At 67.1% G+C, this 17,517-nt stretch carries 14 protein-coding genes; 7 read left to right on the forward strand and 7 right to left on the reverse strand.

What is annotated here, in order from left to right:
* The first annotated feature begins 138 nt into the window (after window positions 1-138).
* Window positions 139-2,991 (forward strand): M16 family metallopeptidase, encoded by a 2,853-nt coding sequence (locus ACZ5XO_RS10685; protein WP_464162335.1) that lies wholly within the window; start codon window positions 139-141, stop codon window positions 2,989-2,991.
* A 128-nt stretch (window positions 2,992-3,119) separates the two neighbouring features.
* Here the strand turns inward: ACZ5XO_RS10685 and ACZ5XO_RS10690 are convergent, their stop codons facing one another.
* Both ACZ5XO_RS10690 and ACZ5XO_RS10695 read right to left on the reverse strand, forming a co-directional pair.
* On the reverse strand, window positions 3,120-4,013 hold the full coding sequence (locus tag ACZ5XO_RS10690) for a hypothetical protein (protein WP_464162336.1): 894 nt from the start codon (window positions 4,011-4,013) through the stop codon (window positions 3,120-3,122).
* A gap of 150 nt (window positions 4,014-4,163) precedes the next feature.
* The gene (locus ACZ5XO_RS10695; protein ID WP_464162337.1) at window positions 4,164-4,691 is read right to left on the reverse strand and encodes a gamma carbonic anhydrase family protein; all 528 of its coding nucleotides are present in this window, start codon (window positions 4,689-4,691) and stop codon (window positions 4,164-4,166) included.
* A gap of 299 nt (window positions 4,692-4,990) precedes the next feature.
* On the opposite strand from ACZ5XO_RS10695, the gene ACZ5XO_RS10700 reads away from it, so the two are divergent.
* Window positions 4,991-5,767 carry a PhoH family protein gene (locus tag ACZ5XO_RS10700; RefSeq protein ID WP_464164904.1) on the forward strand — a complete coding sequence of 259 codons (777 nt, stop codon included), beginning with the start codon at window positions 4,991-4,993 and terminating at the stop codon, window positions 5,765-5,767.
* A 61-nt stretch (window positions 5,768-5,828) separates the two neighbouring features.
* Here the strand turns inward: ACZ5XO_RS10700 and ACZ5XO_RS10705 are convergent, their stop codons facing one another.
* The 3 genes from ACZ5XO_RS10705 to ACZ5XO_RS10715 all read right to left on the reverse strand — a co-directional run bounded on the left by ACZ5XO_RS10705 (window position 5,829) and on the right by ACZ5XO_RS10715 (window position 9,966).
* Window positions 5,829-7,061, reverse strand: a complete 1,233-nt coding sequence (locus ACZ5XO_RS10705) for a cation:proton antiporter domain-containing protein (RefSeq protein ID WP_464162338.1) — start codon at window positions 7,059-7,061, stop codon at window positions 5,829-5,831.
* A 299-nt stretch (window positions 7,062-7,360) separates the two neighbouring features.
* Entirely contained in the window at window positions 7,361-9,058 is a 1,698-nt protein-coding gene (recN, locus tag ACZ5XO_RS10710) for a DNA repair protein RecN (RefSeq protein ID WP_464162339.1), read from the reverse strand.
* 92 nt (window positions 9,059-9,150) lie between these two features.
* Window positions 9,151-9,966: an outer membrane protein assembly factor BamD gene (locus ACZ5XO_RS10715; RefSeq protein WP_464164905.1), complete on the reverse strand. Its 816-nt coding sequence runs from the start codon at window positions 9,964-9,966 to the stop codon at window positions 9,151-9,153.
* A 241-nt stretch (window positions 9,967-10,207) separates the two neighbouring features.
* Between ACZ5XO_RS10715 and ACZ5XO_RS10720 the strand changes: the two genes are divergently transcribed.
* The 4 genes from ACZ5XO_RS10720 to pth all read left to right on the forward strand — a co-directional run bounded on the left by ACZ5XO_RS10720 (window position 10,208) and on the right by pth (window position 13,712).
* The gene (locus ACZ5XO_RS10720) at window positions 10,208-11,143 is read left to right on the forward strand and encodes a ribose-phosphate pyrophosphokinase (RefSeq protein WP_464162340.1); all 936 of its coding nucleotides are present in this window, start codon (window positions 10,208-10,210) and stop codon (window positions 11,141-11,143) included.
* Between the two features lie 91 nt (window positions 11,144-11,234).
* Window positions 11,235-12,266, forward strand: coding sequence for a hypothetical protein (locus ACZ5XO_RS10725; RefSeq protein WP_464162341.1), 1,032 nt, complete (start codon window positions 11,235-11,237; stop codon window positions 12,264-12,266).
* A gap of 145 nt (window positions 12,267-12,411) precedes the next feature.
* Window positions 12,412-13,020: a 50S ribosomal protein L25/general stress protein Ctc gene (locus ACZ5XO_RS10730; RefSeq protein ID WP_464162342.1), complete on the forward strand. Its 609-nt coding sequence runs from the start codon at window positions 12,412-12,414 to the stop codon at window positions 13,018-13,020.
* Window positions 13,021-13,106: 86 nt separating this feature from the next.
* On the forward strand, window positions 13,107-13,712 hold the full coding sequence (pth, locus tag ACZ5XO_RS10735; RefSeq protein ID WP_464162343.1) for an aminoacyl-tRNA hydrolase: 606 nt from the start codon (window positions 13,107-13,109) through the stop codon (window positions 13,710-13,712).
* Window positions 13,713-13,944: 232 nt separating this feature from the next.
* Here pth and ACZ5XO_RS10740 read toward each other — a convergent pair whose 3' ends face one another.
* Both ACZ5XO_RS10740 and ACZ5XO_RS10745 read right to left on the reverse strand, forming a co-directional pair.
* Entirely contained in the window at window positions 13,945-15,561 is a 1,617-nt protein-coding gene (locus ACZ5XO_RS10740) for a DUF4139 domain-containing protein (protein WP_464162344.1), read from the reverse strand.
* Window positions 15,562-15,564: 3 nt separating this feature from the next.
* Window positions 15,565-16,980: a DUF4139 domain-containing protein gene (locus ACZ5XO_RS10745; protein WP_464162345.1), complete on the reverse strand. Its 1,416-nt coding sequence runs from the start codon at window positions 16,978-16,980 to the stop codon at window positions 15,565-15,567.
* Between the two features lie 118 nt (window positions 16,981-17,098).
* Between ACZ5XO_RS10745 and ACZ5XO_RS10750 the strand changes: the two genes are divergently transcribed.
* Window positions 17,099-17,485, forward strand: coding sequence for a hypothetical protein (locus ACZ5XO_RS10750; protein ID WP_464162346.1), 387 nt, complete (start codon window positions 17,099-17,101; stop codon window positions 17,483-17,485).
* The last annotated feature ends 32 nt before the right edge of the window (window positions 17,486-17,517 follow it).

Consider the following 17,517-nt stretch of genomic DNA (forward strand, 5'->3'; position numbering starts at 1 on the left):
AACTTTCGGTAACTTGAGGCAGTCAAGCACGTTTGTCACCCTGACAAACGTGCGGACGTCTTTTCTCCGCGCGTCATCACGTGCAGGGCCGCAGTCAGTTTCGGGGGCCGCCTGATCGCACGCTGCGGAGTCTTCTGAATGCGATCCCCTCGCCGCCTGCTGCTTGCCGTCTCCAGCCTCGCCCTGCTGGGCGCGGCGGCCCTGCCTGCCGTCGCGCAGGACGTCACGCCGTCCAGCCCCTGGGCTCAGTCCGCCAGCGACATTCCAGCCGACGCCAATGTCCGTTTCGGCGTTCTGCCCAACGGCATGCGCTACGCCATCATGAAGAACGCGACGCCTCCGGGACAGGCCTCGCTGCGGCTGCGCATCGACGCCGGCTCGCTGATGGAGAACGACGACCAGTTGGGCCTGGCCCACTTCATGGAGCACATGGCTTTCAACGGCACGACCAACGTGCCCGAGAATGAGTTGCTGCGCATTCTGGAACGTCTGGGCCTGGCCTTCGGCGCCGACACCAACGCCTTCACCAGCTTTGACCAGACCGCCTATACGCTGGAGCTGCCGCGCACCAACGACGAGACCGTCGACACCTCGCTGCGCATCATGCGCGAACAGGTTTCCGAAGCCTTGATGAAGGCCGAGGACATCGACGCCGAGCGCGGCGTGATCGAGGGTGAAGAACGCTTGCGCAACACCCCCGGCCTGCGTTCGATCAAGGCCCAGATCGCTCTGCTGGCGGCCGGCCAGCGCCTGTCGAACCGTCTGCCCATCGGCGATCTCAGCATCATCCGCTCGGCCCCGCGTGAACGCTTCGTCGAGTTCTACAACGCCTATTATCGCCCTTCGCGCGCGACAATGATCGCTGTCGGAGACTTCGATGTCGATCAGATGGAAGCCAAGATCAAGGCGACCTTTTCGGACTGGCAGCCCAAGGCCGCTGACGGCCCGAATCCCGATCTGGGAACCGTCGCCCCGCGTTCAGCTGAAACCCGCATCCTGGTCGAGCCTGGCATCCAGTCCTCGATCCAGCTGAACTGGATCCGCAATCCCGATCTGGACCAGGACACGATCGCCGAGCGTCGCGAAACCCTGGTGCAGAACCTGGGTCTGGCGGTGCTGAACCGTCGCCTGGGTGAAATCGCCCGCGCCGACAATCCCCCCTTCATCAGCGCCAGCGCCGGTCAGGGCAGTCTGTTCGAGACGGTCGACCTGGGCAGCGTCTCGGCCAACTTCAATCCTGGCGGCTTGAAACGCGCCCTCGAAACCATCGAGCAGGAACAACGCCGTCTGGTGCTGTTCGGCGTGACCCAGGGCGAACTGGATCGTGAAATCGCCGACAGCCGCACTGCACTGGAAAACGCCGTCCAGGCGGCGGCGACCCGCAGCACGCCGGGCCTCGCCAACGCCCTTCTGGCCGCCGCCAACGACGACAAGGTCTTCTCTTCCCCAGCGGAAAACCTCGCCCTCTTCGAAGCCGCGGTCAAAGACCTGAAGGCGGAACAGGCTAGCACGGCCGTCAAGTCCGTGTTCGAAGGGTATGGTCCGCTGGCGCTCGTCGTGACGCCTGAAGCGATCGACGGCGGCGAAGCCGGCGTCACTGCGGCTCTGGAAGCCAGTCGCACTGTCGCCGTCGCCGCCCGCGCCGAACAGGCCGAACTGCAGTGGCCTTACGCCGACTTCGGCGCCGTCGCCGTCCCGAGCAGCCGCACCGAGGTCGCCGCTGTAGGCGCCACGGTCGTCACCTTCCCGAACGGTGTGCGCCTTACGGTCAAACCGACGGACTTCAAGGACGAGCAGATCCTGATGACGGTGCGCACCGGCATCGGCGAAGAAGGCCTGCCCACCGACCGTTTCACGGCGCAGATGCTGGCCCCGATGGTCTTCACCCAGGGCGGCCTGGGCAAGCTGACGGCCGACGAGCTGAGCCGCGTCCTGACCGGCAAGATCTACAGCGCCGGCTTCTCCATCGACGGTGACGCCTACCAGCTGACAGGCGCGACCCGCCCCGTCGATCTGCAACTGCAGATGCAGGTGCTGGCCGCCTACCTGACCGATCCAGGTCTGCGTGCGGCGCCGTTCGAGCAGATCAAGGCCTTCTTCCCGCAGATCATAGCCCAACAACTCGCCACCCCCGGCGGGGCCTTCGGCATCCAGGCGGGCGGTCTGCTGGCCAGCGGCGACAAGCGCGAAACCGTGCCCGCCGCTTCCGACATCGCCGCCTTCACGCTCGACGAACTGAAGCAGGGCGTGACCGAGGGCCTGGCCTCCGGCCCGATTGACATCATCATGGTCGGCGATGTCGCTGTGGATGATGCAGTAGCGGCCGTGGCCACGACCTTCGCCGCCCTGCCCGCCCGCGCTGCGGCGGCCCAGCCCCTGCCGGGTTCGGACCAGCGCCGCTTCCCGGCGCCGACCGCACAGCCCGTGCGTCTGACGCACACAGGTCCGGCTGAACAGGCGCTCGGCTACATTGCATGGCCGACCACCGACGCCGTCGATGACCGAACGGAAGCCCGCAAGGTCAACATCCTGGCGGAGGTCTTCAAGCTGCGCGTGCTGGAGGAGATCCGCGAGAAGCAGGCCCTGGCCTATTCGCCGCGTGTCGGTTCGTCGGCCTCGGACGTCTTCAAGGGCTACGGCTCCATCTTCGTGATGGCCGAGACAGCTGCGGACAAGATCCCCGCCTTCTACGCCGCTGTGGACGCGATCACCGCTTCGCTGCGGGACACGCCGGTGACGGAAGACGAACTGAACCGCGCTCGCCTGCCCGTGATCGAAACCCTGCGCCGCAGCCAGGCCGGGAACGAGTACTGGCTCGGCCAGTTGGAAGATCTGGCCGCCAAACCGGCTTCGCTGGAGCAGATCCAGACGCACATCAGCGATCTAGAATCCTTCACCGCCGCCGACATCCAGGCCGCCGCTCGCCAATACCTGACGGCGAACACCGCCTGGAAGGCCGAGGTGGTTTCTGACAAGGCGCCGGCCCAGTAAGCCGCAAGGTCAGGACAAAAAGGGGCCCCGATCCACTGGATCGGGGCCCCAAGTCTTTTGGCCTATCGACGGAGAGTCGATGCCGGCAATCTAGTTCAGCCCGGCTGACGCCAGGCTGAACGCCCTGTTCAGAAGACGCGGCCGCCGACGCCGCCGTCCAGCATGATGACCGCGCCCGAGGCCACGGCTCCGGCGGTCTCGACCATCTCTTCGCGATACTCGGTGTAGGATTCCTCGCGGATCATGGTCAGCACCTTCACGCCCGCGCCATAGCGGCGCAGCAGCGAACGCTCGTTACAGTCACGCTCCTGCTTCTCGGGACGGCATTCCAGTTGACCGCTGCGGCCGTACCACAGGGCCTCACGCTTGTTGCAGTTGATGGTCTCGCCCGGACCGCCAGTCTCGTCGGCGATGGTCCATTGCAGCTTCGTGCCGGCGATGCAGCGATACAGTTCGCCTTCATAGTCCATGGCCACGTCACGGCCGGGACGCACCTGCGAGGCGGGATGCGGCACAGCGCGATCGTCGATGCAGACGGCCTGGATGACGACCCGCTTCTCCATGCGGCGCGAGGCCGTATAGGGGACGCGGATCATCTCCATGGTCTTGCCTTCAACCGACAGGCCCTGGATCGTCGTCGGATAGGGTTGATCGACGTTGAAATAGGCGCCGCCGCCCCCGCCGACGATCACCGTCGCGCCGCTACGTGATCCGGCATAGGCGCGCGCCGTCGCATTGGCGCTGGCGTTCGCATTGACGTTCACGTTGACGTTCACATTGCCCCCGCCCGAGCAGCAGGGCGGCGCCACCGGCGGCGCGCAGCAAGGCGTGGTCGGCGGCGTCACGGGCGGCTGCGGCGGACGCGGCGGCTGACAGCACGGAACAGGCGGCGACGGCGGCGGCGGCGGCGGTTGGCACCCGCCATTGCCGCAACCCGTCGCGGCCGAGGCCATGTCGGCCATAGCCATCAGGCCGATAAAGGCCGCTGATCCTGCCAGCAATTTCTTGATCCCCACCCGCATGGGCCCGGACTCCTGCATTGTTCGTAGGCAGGGTTCTGCAAATCGCAGGCCGCTCTCTATCCTCGGAAATCCGCACGAAAAGCGTGCTTTTCAGGACAATCAGCGCAGACGGACAAAAGGTTTGTGCCATCCTGAGGCATCCCGAACGGATCAGATCGGCGCCAGGCCTGTTTGATAGCGCCGCCAGTTCTGAACGTAGTGCTGCGCCGAGATCCGCAGCGCCTCGACCTGCCCCTCATCCAGCTCCCGCACCACCTTGCCGGGCTGCCCCATGACCAGGGAGTTGTCGGGAATGACCTTGCCCTCGGTGATCAGGGCGAGGGCGCCGATCAGGCAGTTCTTCCCGATCCTGGCCCCGTTCAGGATCACCGCCCCGATGCCGACCAGGCTGTTGTCGCCGATGGTGCAGCCGTGAAGCATGGCCTTGTGCCCCACGGTCACGCCCGCACCGATCGTCAGGGGCGAGCCGACGTCGGTATGCAGGATGCTGCCGTCCTGAATATTGCTGTCGGGACCGATGACGATGGGATCATTGTCGCCTCGCAAAACCGTGTTGAACCAGATGCTGGCGCCGGGGTGCAGAATCACATTCCCTAGAATCGTTGCATTCGGCGCGATCCAGTATTCGCCCTCCGGCGGAAGCTGCGGCTTGCTGTCGCCAAGACTGTAAACACTCATCCGAACACCACCTATGTTTCAGAAAATGACGGCTTTAAGCCCTCATAAACTACGTTAGCATCATTCTGTTGATGCGATTCGAGGTCGCCATTTCGGCCCCGGATCCGAAGCCGGATCAAGCCCGGTCCGGTCATATGCTGGAGAATGCGCATGGCGTGTTCGCGACCGGTTCCGGGACGACGCCTCTGCTGCGGCGACGATCCTGCGACTGATCCGGGCGGCCGCTGCGTGGCTCCGGCCTTCTCCTCCCCCACTGACGACCAAGGCGTGTCCCTGCCGGGCGCGCCTTTTTTCATGCCCTGGAGGCGTTCATGACGAAGCGTTCGGCCATCAAGCATCAGGTCCGCGAAGGCGTGCTGGATTCGCGGGAGTTCCTGCAGGACGCCAAGGTGCGGCGATTGCCGCCCCGCACCGGCTGGTCGCCCTATCCCTCCAACGACGAACGCGACCAGGGCTATCTCAAGACGCTGAAGCCCAAGTCGGACGGCCAGGCCGAACTGATGGCGGCCGTCGATCACGCCAACCTGGTTCTGGCCCTGGGTCCGGCCGGAACGGGCAAGACCTATCTGGCCGTGGCCAAGGCGGTCGAGGCGCTGGAGGCGGGCAAGGTCGGCCGCATCGTCCTGAGCCGCCCGGCGGTCGAGGCCGGGGAATCGATCGGCTTCCTGCCGGGCGACATGGAGGACAAGCTGGCCCCCTATCTGCGCCCGCTCTACGACGCCCTGTCGGACCGCCTGTCGATGAAGCGGGTCAAGGCCCTGATGGCCGAGGGCCTGATCGAGATCGCCCCCATCGGCTACATGCGCGGCCGCACCCTGAACAACGCCTTCATCGTCGTGGACGAGGCGCAGAACTGCACCTACGTCCAGCTCAAGATGCTGCTGACCCGGCTGGGCTGGCATTCGACCATGGTGGTGACCGGCGATCCGCATCAGTCGGACCTCCTACCCGGCGTGTCGGGCCTCTCGGACATCGCCGAGCGGCTGGAGGCCGTGCCCGAGATCGCCGTGGTCCGCCTGGCTGAACGCGACATCGTGCGCCATCCCCTGGTCGCGAGCATGATCGGCGTCCTGTAAGCCCCCCTATCAGGACGCGGATGCGAAGAGGCCCGGAGAGCGATCTCCGGGCCTCTTTTCATTACATGACGTCCGCCAGGGTCGCCTTGGGCTCTTCCTTCTTGGGCGGAACCACGACCCGCCCGCCCATCCGGTCGATCAGGGCGAAGACGAAGGGATTGAGCGAGATCGACAGCAGGGCCGCGGCCAGGATCAGGTCGTGGGTCTCGCGGCTCATGGCGCCCAGGGACACCGAGATGGCGGCCAGGATGAAGGAGAATTCCCCGATCTGGGCCAGGGCGGCGGCGACGGTCAGGCTGGTGGCGCGATCCAGCTTGAAGGCCGTGGTGATGGCCAGGGCGGCCAGCGACTTGCCGACGATGACGATGCCCAGGACACCCAGAACCGCCAGGGGTTCGCGCACCAGGATCATGGGGTCGAACAGCATGCCGACCGAGACGAAGAAGAGGACGGCGAAGGCGTCGCGCAGCGGCAGCGAGCGCTCGGCGGCGTTGTGGCCCAGGGGCGAGCTGTTCAGCACCAGACCCGCCAGGAAGGCGCCTAGGGCGAAGGAATGGAACAGGTAGTAGGCGACCCAGGCGATGCCCAGGGCGATGGCCAGAACGCCCAGGGTGAAGAGTTCACGCGACTTGGTGTGGGCGATCCGCACCAGCACCCAGGGCAAGACCTTGGCGCCGACCACCAGCATGACGCTGACGAAGCCGGCCACCTTGACCAGGGTCCAGCCGATGGACTTGGCCAGTTCGGCGCCGCTCAGCGTCTCGCCCGGGGCGATGATCAGCAACGGCATCATGACCAGGGCGACGACGATCACCAGGTCCTCGACGATCAGCCAGCCCATGGCGATGCGTCCGGCGTCGCTCTTGAGCTGCTTGCGCTCTTCCAGCGCCCGCAGCAGGACCACGGTCGAGGCGACGGACAGGGAGAAACCCAGCAGCAGGGCCTCGACGTCGCCGAGCCCGAGCAGGAAACGCCCCAGGACCCAGCCCAGGACGGTGGCGGCGGCGATCTGGACCAGGGCGCCGGGGATGGCGACCTTGCGCACCTTCATCAGGTCCGCCAGCGAGAAGTGCAGTCCGACGCCGAACATCAGCAGGATGACGCCGATCTCGGCCAGCTGGGGCGCCAGCTCGGTGTCCGCGACGAAGCCGCCCGTATAGGGGCCGACCGCCACGCCGGCGACCAGATAGCCGACCAGGGGCGACAGCTTCAGCCGATTGGCCAACATGCCGAACACGAAGGCGAGGACGAAGCCTCCAACCAGGGTGATGATCAGGCTGTCGGCATGCGGCATCGGCGCTCCTGCGTCGGTGAGGGGTTTTTCCTTGGGGCTGGAAGCCTCAATCTGGGGGCGCGAGGCCGCCACAGCAAGGCTTTCGCCGCCATTTTACCGGGATGAAACCGATTTGAAACAATCAAAGTTGCGTGCGCGACGACGGGTCGCGGAGGAATGAAGGCGTCGCTTTCTCACCCCCCTTCTTGGGGAGAGAAGAGCAGAGGCGCCCGCCGCGCGTGAACACGACACCGGCTCGGCCTCGCTTGCGATGGCATGCGCCAAATCCTTCTCCCGCAAGGAAGAGAAGGGAACACCCCCTACCCGATCAATACCCGGGCCGCCGCGCGGGCTTCGTCGGTGATCTCGGCGCCGGACAGCATGCGGGCGATTTCTTCCTGGCGGGGATGGGGTTCCAGCACGTCGATGGAGGTGCGGGTGTGGCCGTCCACGTCGGCCTTGCGGACCTTCCAGTGGGCGTGGCCGCGTGAGGCGACCTGGGGGCTGTGGGTCACGACCAGGACCTGGGCGCCCCTGGACAGGCGTTGCAGACGCCCGCCGACGGCCTCGGCCACGGCGCCGCCGACGCCCTGATCGACCTCGTCGAAGATCATGACCGGCTGACGCTGGTCCTCACGGCTGGCCAGAGCCGCCTTCATGGCCAGGGCGAAGCGCGCCAGTTCGCCGCCCGAGGCCACGGTGTCCAGCGGGCCGAAGGCGGTTCCAGCGTTGGTGGCGACCTCGAAGCGCACGGTCTCCACGCCGAGGGGGCCGCGACGGCCCTCGATGGGCTCCAGCGTCACGCGGAACCGAGCGCGTTCCAGCTTCAACGGGCCAAGCTCGCCCATGACGGCGGCGACCAGACGATCGCCCGCCGCCTCGCGCGCCGAGGTCAGCAGCATGGCGGCGACGTCATAGGCCTCGATCGCCACGGCCACGTCGCGGCGGGCCTTGGTCAGGGCCTCGGCGCCGTCCTCGATCAGCCGCAGTTGTTCGCGCAGACGCACCCGCAGCGCCGGCAGGGCGTCGACCGTGGTGTTCAGCTTGCGGGCGGCGGCGCGCAGGCTGAACAGGCGTTCTTCCGCCTTGTCCAGGCGGCCCGGCTCGAAGTCGAAGGCGTCGGCGGCGGCGTCGACCGCGGCGACGGCCTCGGTCGCCTCGACGAGCGCGCGATCCACGGCCTCGGCGGCCAGGGCCAGCTTCACGATGATGGGGTTGTCGCCTTCGGCTCCGGCCTGAACCGCGCGCTGTCGGGCATGTTCGACGGCGCGCAGGGCCGAGGCCAGGCGCTGGCTCAGCTTGTCGCCACCCAGCAGGTTGCGGGCGTCGGCCAGATCGGCCACGGCCTTTTCCGCCGCGCCCAGGATGGCGCGCTCGCCCGCCAGTTCGGTCTCTTCGTCCGGCTGCGGGTCCAGGGCGTCGAGGTCGGCGAGGTTGAGGGCGATCTCCTCGGCCTTTGCGGCGGCTTCGGCGGCGGAGGCTTCCAGTTCGTCCAGGCGGCCCTGCGCGGCCTTAAGACGCTCAGCGGCGGCGGCCACGCCCGACAGCTGGGGTTGCAGGCCGCCGTAGTTGTCCAGCAAGGCGCGGTGGGTCTTCCAGTCCAGCAGGCCGACGGTCTCGTGCTGGCCATGGACCTCGACCAGCAGGGCGCCGATCTCGCGAAGCGCGGTGACGCCGGCGGGCTGATCGTTGACGTAGGCGCGGCTGCGGCCGTCCGCCGAGACGACACGGCGCAGAATCAATTCCTCACCCGGCGCGACCTCGAAGCCGCGCTCGGCCAGAAGATCAATCAGGGCGGCGTCGCCGGGCGCGGTGAAGACGGCGGTGGCGACCGCCTGCCTGGCGCCCGAGCGCACCAGCCCCGCGTCGCCGCGCGCGCCGAGCGCCAGACCCAGAGCGTCGAGAATGATGGACTTGCCGGCCCCGGTCTCGCCGGTCAGCACGGTCAGCCCCTCGCCGACCTCCAGGTCGAGGGCGTCGACGAGGACGACGTCACGGATCGAGAGAGTGGTCAGCATGGGCCAGCTTGATTCGACTTTACAGCCCACTGTAGCCGGAAACAGAAAGGGAACGCAGCGTCTTTCGCATGCGCTCCCTCAATGGATAGGGATCAGGCCCCGCCGGGGATGATCCGCTGCAGCCAGCTTTCACGCTTGGCTTCCGGCTGGACCTCGGGACGGGCGCCGCGTTCGGTCAGCAGGGCGTAGGCCTCGGCGTACCAGGGGCTGCCCGGATAGTTGTGGCCCAGGACGGCGGCGTTGCGGGTCGCCTCTTCGGTCAGGCCCAGGGCGACGTTGACCTCGACCAGACGATACAGGGCCTCAGGCGTATGCGAGCTGCGCTGGAAGGCTTCGTTGTTGATCACGGCCTTGTAGCGGTTCAGGGCCGCCAGGGGCTGGTTGGCGCGCTGATAGAAGCGGCCCACGGCCATTTCCTTGCCGGCGAGCTGGTCGTTGACCATGTCGATCTTGATCCGAGCGTCGGTGGCGTAGGCCGTGTTCGGATAACGACGGACCACATCTCGCAGGCCGACCAGAGCCGCCTCGGCGTAGGCCTGATCGCGTCCCACGTCGACGATCTGCTCGAAGTTGCAGATGGCGCGCATGTAGAAGGCGTAGGCCGCCGACGGGTTGCCGGGGAACAGAGCGATGAAACGGTCAGCCGCCGCGATCGCGTCCTGATAATTGTTGTTCTGATAATAGGCGTAGACCTGCATCAGAATCGCGCGGCGCGACCACTCCGAATAGGGGTGCTGACGCTCCACTTCCTGGAAATAGTCGACGGCGTCGGTCCAGCGCTTGGACTGCAGGCGCTGATAGCCGGTGTTGTAGAGCGCCTCGACCGGGCGTTCTTCATAGACCAGCTTCTGACGCGTCTTGGTCCCGGAGCAGGCAGAAACCGTCAGGGCGGCGACGGCGACCGTCATCAGGATCAGACCGGAACGGAACTTCGAAGCGGGCAAGGGCGACCTCTCAAGATGCCTTGGCTGCAGCGCACCCCCGGTGCGCCGCTGTCGTTACGGCGATCTCTATAGCAGCGACTGCGACCATGCCAATGCAGCGAAATCCATCATGACGGGTTGATGCAAAGCGATCCGCTGCTAAAGAGCGCGTCCAGAAACGTCTGCGCTCATTGGCGCAGCGATGACGGCAAAAGGATGACCGGTCATGAAGCTGCTCTCTGGCAATTCGAACCGGACTCTGTCCCAGGCCATCGGCTCCCACCTCGACATGCCGCTGACCAAGGCCCAGGTGAAGAGATTCGCCGACAACGAGGTTTTCGCCGTCATCGAGGAGAACGTCCGCGGCGAGGACGTCTTCATCATCCAGTCGACCTCCTATCCGGCCAATGACAACCTGATGGAGTTGCTGATCATGACGGACGCCCTGGTGCGGGCGTCGGCGCGGCGGATCACGGCGGTCATGCCCTACTTCGGCTACGCCCGTCAGGACCGGAAGACCGGCGGCCGCACGCCCATCTCGGCCAAGCTGGTCGCCAACCTGATCACCCGCGCGGGCGCCGATCGCGTCCTGACCATGGACCTGCACGCCGGTCAGATTCAGGGCTTCTTCGACATTCCGACCGACAATCTGGTGGCGACGCCGGTCCTGGCCCAGGACATCAAGGACAACTATCCGCGCGGCGACGACCTGATGATCGTCTCGCCCGACGTCGGCGGCGTGGTGCGCGCCCGCTCGCTGGCCAAGCGCCTCGACGCCGACCTGGCCATCGTCGACAAGCGCCGCCCCAAGGCGGGCGAGAGCGAAGTCATGAACATCATCGGCGACGTCGAGGGCCGCCGCTGCATCCTGTTCGACGACATCGTCGATTCGGGCGGCACCCTGGTCAACGCCGCCCAGGCCCTGATTGACCGCGGCGCGACCGAGGTCTCGGCCTATATCAGCCACGGCGTCCTGTCGGGCCCGGCGGTCCAGCGCGTCACCAACGGCCCCCTGAAGGAGCTGGTGATCACCGATTCCATCGAGCAGCCTGACGAAGTTTTGAACTGCTCGAAAATCCGCACGGTTTCCGTGGCGCCGCTGATCGGCGAAGCTATCCGCCGCATCGCTAACGAGGAATCGGTCTCGAAGCTGTTCGATTAACCTTCGAATAACCATTCCCTCAGCGATATAAGACGCTTCAGTTTTCAGGCGCGCCAGGGCGCGCTTCGCGTTCGAATACGAGGGAAGTCCGATGTCCCAGGCCTTTTTGCGCCGCGGCCTGTCCGCCGCGGCCGTAGCCGCAGCCGTTGTTCTGGCCAGCTGTTCGACGCCCGAGCCGGAGGCCCCGCCGCCGCCGCCGCCGCCGCCCCTGCCCGCTGTCAGCCTTAACGAAGGGGTGGCCCAGGCCGCGTCCATCTATGTAGCCTTCGTGCGCGAGGTCGGCACCATCCAGGCCGGCTTCACGGACGCCGAATCGATCCAGGCCGCGATACGCAAGGGCGCGGCCTATGAACCCGGCCAGCTGTCCCGCGGCATGATCGCCTACGGCTCCATCCTGGCGCTGCAGTCACCCGAGTATGTCGCCGGCGTGCGCCAATTCGCCTCCACCCCGGCCCTGCGCCAGGACATGATCGCGCGCATCGTCGCCGATCCGGTCTATGCCGCCACCCTGCCCGGCGCCGACGCCGCCGCGGGTTTGATCACCTCGACCATGGGCAAGGACATCGCCGCCCTGACCGCCATCGCCGAGGCGGTGGAGGGCGACGCCTATACGATCCAGGAACGCCGTGACCCGCGTCGTCGCTGGGCGGTCCAGCCCGTGGCCGATCGCGTCGGACGTCTGGAAAGCGCCAAGACCCTGTCGGTGGCGCGTCTGCCCTCGGCCGAGGAAAGCGCCCGCCTGTTCGCCGCCGCCAACAGCGGCTCGGGTCTGAACCTGACCCCGGCCCAGCGCGGCGCGCCCTTCACGCCCGCCGTGGTCAACTCCCTGGCCATCGCCGCCCTGGCCGCCCTGGGCGCCGCCGGCGACGACGCGCGCACCAATACGGACGCCCTGTCGAGCGAATCGAACAACGAATTCTGCCTCAACATGTCCAAGCTGATGCTGTTCCAGTGCCTGGCGGCGTCGCGCCCCAGCTATGAAGACATGTTCTGCACCGGCCGGCATATCGTCCGCGACCTGGCGGCCTGCACCGCCCAGTATACAGGCCCTGTGCCCGTTCAGACGACGCCGACTGTGACGATGGCCGAAACCAATCCCACGCCGGGAAGCGGCATGAACTGATCCGCAGCGGGCGGAAACCACCGGAGCGGTTGCGTCCCGCCTCCGATCCGTGTAATAGCCCGCGCTCTTGAATTCGAGGGTTCATGACCCCGCCGCGCGGGCCCTGAGTTGGCGCGGCGTTACTGTTGTTGTTGAGGCGAGCCCGATGGCCGAGATCATTCTGAACGTTGACGTCCGTGAAGGCGCAGGCACCGGCAGCGCGCGCGCTGTCCGTCGCTCGGGCGCCGTGCCCGGCATCCTGTACGGTGGCGACAAGGCCCCCGTCTCGATCTCGGTGAACGAGAAGGACTTCCGCAAGTCCCTCTACACCGGCAAGCTGCTGGGCCACCTGGTGACCCTGAAGTACGGCGACGAGACCCAGCCGGTCATCGCCAAGACCGTCGATTTCGACCCGGTCACCGATCGTCCGCTGCACTTCGACCTGATGCGCGTCGACGCCAAGGCTCCGATCAAGATCGAGATCAACGTTCACTTCAAGAACGCTGACGAAGCGCCCTTCTCGCGCGCCGGCGGCATGCTGGAAGTCGTCCGTCACTCGGTCGAGATCCTGGTCGCCGCCGACCAGATCCCGGAAGAGCTGGTCGTCGATCTGAAGGGTCGCGAAATCGGCGAAACCATCCGCATGTCGGACATCACCCTGCCGAAGGGCGCCTCGGCCACCATCACCGACCGCGACTTCGTGATCGCCACGATCAAGAACTCGGCCGCCGCGCAATCGGACGCCGGCGACACGACGGCTGAAGCCGAAGCCTAAGAGGTTTCTTCTTCGGAAGATTTCAGCCCCGCCGGGTTTGCCCGGCGGGGCTTTTCTTTGCCTGATGCACGGGGCATGAGGACCGCATGATCATCATCGCCGGCCTGGGCAATCCGGGCGCCAAATACGAAAAGAACCGCCACAACATCGGCTTCATGGCCGTGGACGAGATCGCCAGCCGCTGGCGCTTCGGTCCCGAGCGGGCCAAATTCCAGTCCATCGTCAGCGAAGGCGAGGTCGAGGGGACCAAGGTCCTGCTGATGAAGCCCCAGACCTATATGAACGAGAGCGGTCGCGCGGTCGGCGAGGCGGCGCGCTTCTACAAGATCAAGCCCAGCGAGATCATCGTCTTCCACGACGAGATCGACCTGGCCCCCGGGCGCTTCCGCATGAAGACCGGCGGCGGGGCGGCGGGCCAGAACGGCGTTCGCAGCCTGATCAGCCACCTGGGCGCCGACTTCCGCCGCGCCCGCATGGGCGTCGGCCACCCCGGCGAGCCGCAGCTGGTCATGCATCACGTCCTGGGCGACTTCCACAAGGCGGACAAGCCGTGGCTGGACGCCATGCTGCAAGCCTGCGCCGACGCCCTGCCCTTCGCCGTGAAGGGCGATGACGAGCGCTATCAGGGCGAGGTCATGCGCCTGGCCCCGGCGCCCAAGTTCAGCCCCCGGCAGGCGGCGCGGGGGGAATAACCCTCTCCCATTGGGAGAGGGCTTGAGCGCCCGAGAGCCGAAGGCGAGCGGTTGCGCGAAAGGGTGAGGGTTCACGGATGCAGTCGGCGTCAGCCGTTGCATGAGACGGCGACACGGGCCCGGCCAAATCAAACGCCGCCCCCGAACATCCAACGAAGAACCCTCACCCTTTCGCCTTGCCAATCGCTACGCTCTTGGAGGCTCAAGCCCTCTCCCATCGGGAGAGGGTCGATCAGTTGGTCGTCGTCCACGCCGCCGTCAGCGTAGCCGCGCCGTTGGCGGGGACGGTCAGGGTCCAGACCGGGTAGCCGGTGTCGTCGATGCGGCTGCGGATCGACTGGCTGCGGATGCGAAAGCCGCGCGACATCGCGGCGTCAGCCACCAGTTCAACCGTCACAGGCTCTGAGCGGGCGTTGGTGACGGTGGTCTCAACCTCGGACCGGTCCGTCGTCACCGCGCCGCGCGTGGATCTGCTCGACTTCACCAGCCGCGTCTGCACCCGCACATCGGGCGACTGGCCGAAGGTCAGCCGCACGGGCAAGCCCACCCCCTTGTCCACGAACCGGTCCTGACCGGCCAGCAGGACGCCGCCCGCCCCGTCCGGCTGCATCACCGCCACCGATCCGCCCGGCAGGGCCACGCCAAGACCCGCAGCCTCCTCGTTTTTCAGCTTCAGGATGATGTCAGACGGCCGCGATTCGTCGTCAGCGCTCAACACATTGGCGCGATAGACCCGCTCATAGGCCACCCCGTCGCGCTCCAGAAAACGCACCTGCTTGGTCTGGCGCGCGGCCACCGTGGTCGGCTCCGGCAGGGTGTAGATCTTGTAGTCGCCCAGTTCGCCCTGACGGGCGACGCGGCTGCCGGTGACGATGACCTCCTCCTGAACTCTTAGTGCTGGCGGAGCGGGCATTGGCGGCCCGCTGTACTCGACCCGGTCTTCCTTGTACGTCGCCCCTGTATAGGCGTTGCCGTAGCCATACTCGCCCGAGCCGAAGGTCGTCGTGCCCTGCGGCCAGCACTGGTTCTGCTGATAGCGAACCAGTGGTTCTACCGGCACGGTGCCGTCGTCCTTACGCAGCGTCCCGGCCACGACCTGCACCGGGGCGTCGGGGAAGCCCGTGCCGCCGAAGTTCGCCAGGGTCACCCAGCCGGTCAGATCCAGAGTCCCATCCACGGGGTCCAGACGCGCCACATAGTCGGCCGACCACTGCAGGCCCGTCGCCAGATAGGCGAGGGTGACGGTGTGGCGCCCGGCCCGCTCGGCGCGGGTGCGGACGGACAGCACCGGCTGGTCGCCCAGCCCCTCGGGCACGCGGTCGAAGATGACGCGCTCGGTTTGACCCGAGCAGTCCAGGGCCTCGAAGCGGCCGTCGATTTCCAGCACCGTGCCTTGGGCGCCCGCGCGGATGACGGCGGCCTTTTCCACCTGCTCGCCGGTCGCGGGATTGGTGCGCACGACGCGCACCACCTCGCCCACCGACTTCTCCATCAGGCTGGCGGGGGACAGCAGGTCGAAGTCGGCGTTGCGCTCGACCACATGGGCGGGCAGGCCCTCCAGCACCGCGCTCTGGGGCACGACGCCGGTGGCCAGGCCGCGGAAGCGGATGATCCCCTCGCCCACCGGCAGGTCGACGGTGCGGGTCTCGACGATCAGGGCCAGACCCTCGCGGTCCAGCCGGCTCCACGACTGGCGCGACTGCTCCATCAGGGCGACGGTATCGACCGGCTGGTCGCGATAGATGACCACCGTCGCCGTGTCCGGGCGCGCCGAAACGCTTTCGGTCTGCGCCCACACAGAAGGCGCGATCAGGCTGAGGGCCGTAGTGATCGCCAGAAGGCGGCGCATGGATCAGCCGCCCGTGATGATGGTCGCGGTCAGCTTCGTCTCGCCGTTGGCGGGCACGGGCACGCGCCAGACCACGGTGCGGGCGTCGCGCATCTCGCCCTCGATGCTCTGCTCGGTCAGTTCGGTGTCGCGGCCCAGACCACGCTGGCGCACCTCGACGGTCACTGGTTCGGGGCGGGCGTTGCGGACGGTGTATTCCATCGCATGACGGGTGCGGAAATAGTCCACGAGGCGCTTCGACACCCGCTCGGACGAGACCAGACGCGGCTGCACCGTCACGTCGAAGGCGTCGCCGGTCGTGACCACGATCTCTGACCCGGCGGGCGAGTGATCGACCTGATCCTCGCCGATGAAGCGCGGCTCGCCCGCCTCGTCCTTGACATAGACGCGCATGACCCCGGCCGGCAGGGCGCGAGCGGCGGCGCCCGAACCGTTGGCGAAGATGACCCCCACCTCGGCCGCGACCGGCTCCTCGGCAGTGTAAAAGCCGTCGATGACGTTCAGGTAGCGCTTGCTTGCCGGCACGCCCGCCGCGTCGATCAGGCCAACCTGCTTGGTCTGGTTGTTGGCGACGGTGACGGCTTCCGGCAGCGGATAGACATAGACGTCGGCCAGAGCGCCCTGCCCGCCCGTCTGCGTGCCATTGCCCCGCGTCGGGCGCGTTGGCTGTCCATAGCGAGGGTTATAGCCGTTGTTGTCGTTGATCAGGTTGACGTCACCCGCCACCACCCGCGTCTGGGCGTTGCTGAAGGTCGCACCCGAGTTGTTGGTGATGGTGACCCAGCCGGTCAGGTCCAGCTTGCCCGCCTTCTCGTCGAAACGGGCGACATAGTCCGCCTTCCACGTCAGACCGCTAGTCAGATAGGACAGGGTCGTCTCGCGCCGCCCGGCCCCCTCAGCGTCCAGGGTGACGCTGAGCGTGGGACGCGGGCGCAGGTTCTGCGGCACCTGGTCGAAGATGACGCGCGTCGGCACGCCGTCGTCGCGCAGCACCTCGATGCGGTTGCCGATCTGCAAGACCACGCCCTGATTCGCCGCCAGGACCCGCGCCCGCTCGGTGGTCTGGGCGCCCGAGCCCGGGTTGGTGCGGACGATGCCGATGTCGCCGCCGACGGCGCTTTCCATCAGCTTGCCGGGCGTCAGCAGGTCATAGTCGAAGTTCTGCTCGACCACCGACAGACCGCGCCCCGACAGGCCGACTGTCTCGGGCCGGATGCTGGCGGAGACGCCCGGAAACTCCTGACGCGAGCGCCCGGCGGGCACGTTCAGGTTGCGCACGTCCTCCACCAGGGCGATGTTCTGGTTATAGACGGTCAGGGAGACGCGGTCGGGACCACCCGGCCCCTCCTCAACCTGCTGCGCCATAGCCGGCGCGGCCAGCAGCATGGCGACGGCGAAGGGTCCGAGTGCGCGGATCATGGGTTCCCCCTGAGCTTGTCCGACAGCCACGCTGGCACGGAGAAACAGCCGTTGTCGAGGGTGCGCGGCGTCCGGTCGCTATAGCTTCACATTGCGGGAAGGTTTAAGCCCACGACCCGTGACCCGGTCCCAGAGTGAAAACTGGTCGATTGCGCGCTCGCTGGCCTTCCTGGCCGCGACGTTCGCCATCGTGATCGGAAGCCTGATGCCGTTCGCGGCCCTGGCGGCCTCGGTTCCGGGCCAGCCCGTCGTCATCTGCTCGGCCGAAGGGCCGCAGACGATCCTGGCGGGCGGGGTGGACGGCCCCATCAACAAGCATGTCGGGGCCAAGTGCGCGGCTTGCGTCATGCCCCTGCTGGCCGCCCTGCCCGAACCGCCCGCGCCGGCGCCCGCCCCGACCGTCCGCATGGTCGAGCCGGTCGCCTATACGCCCTTCCGCGTCAGCCCCCCGCCGCCGGCCCGCGCCCCGCCGCGTCCGCCGTCCACCGCGCCACCCCACACCTGAACCCAGAATCCCTGCCGCCTCGCGCGCGTCCG

The sequence above is a fragment of the Brevundimonas sp. T2-11 genome (assembly GCF_055397675.1).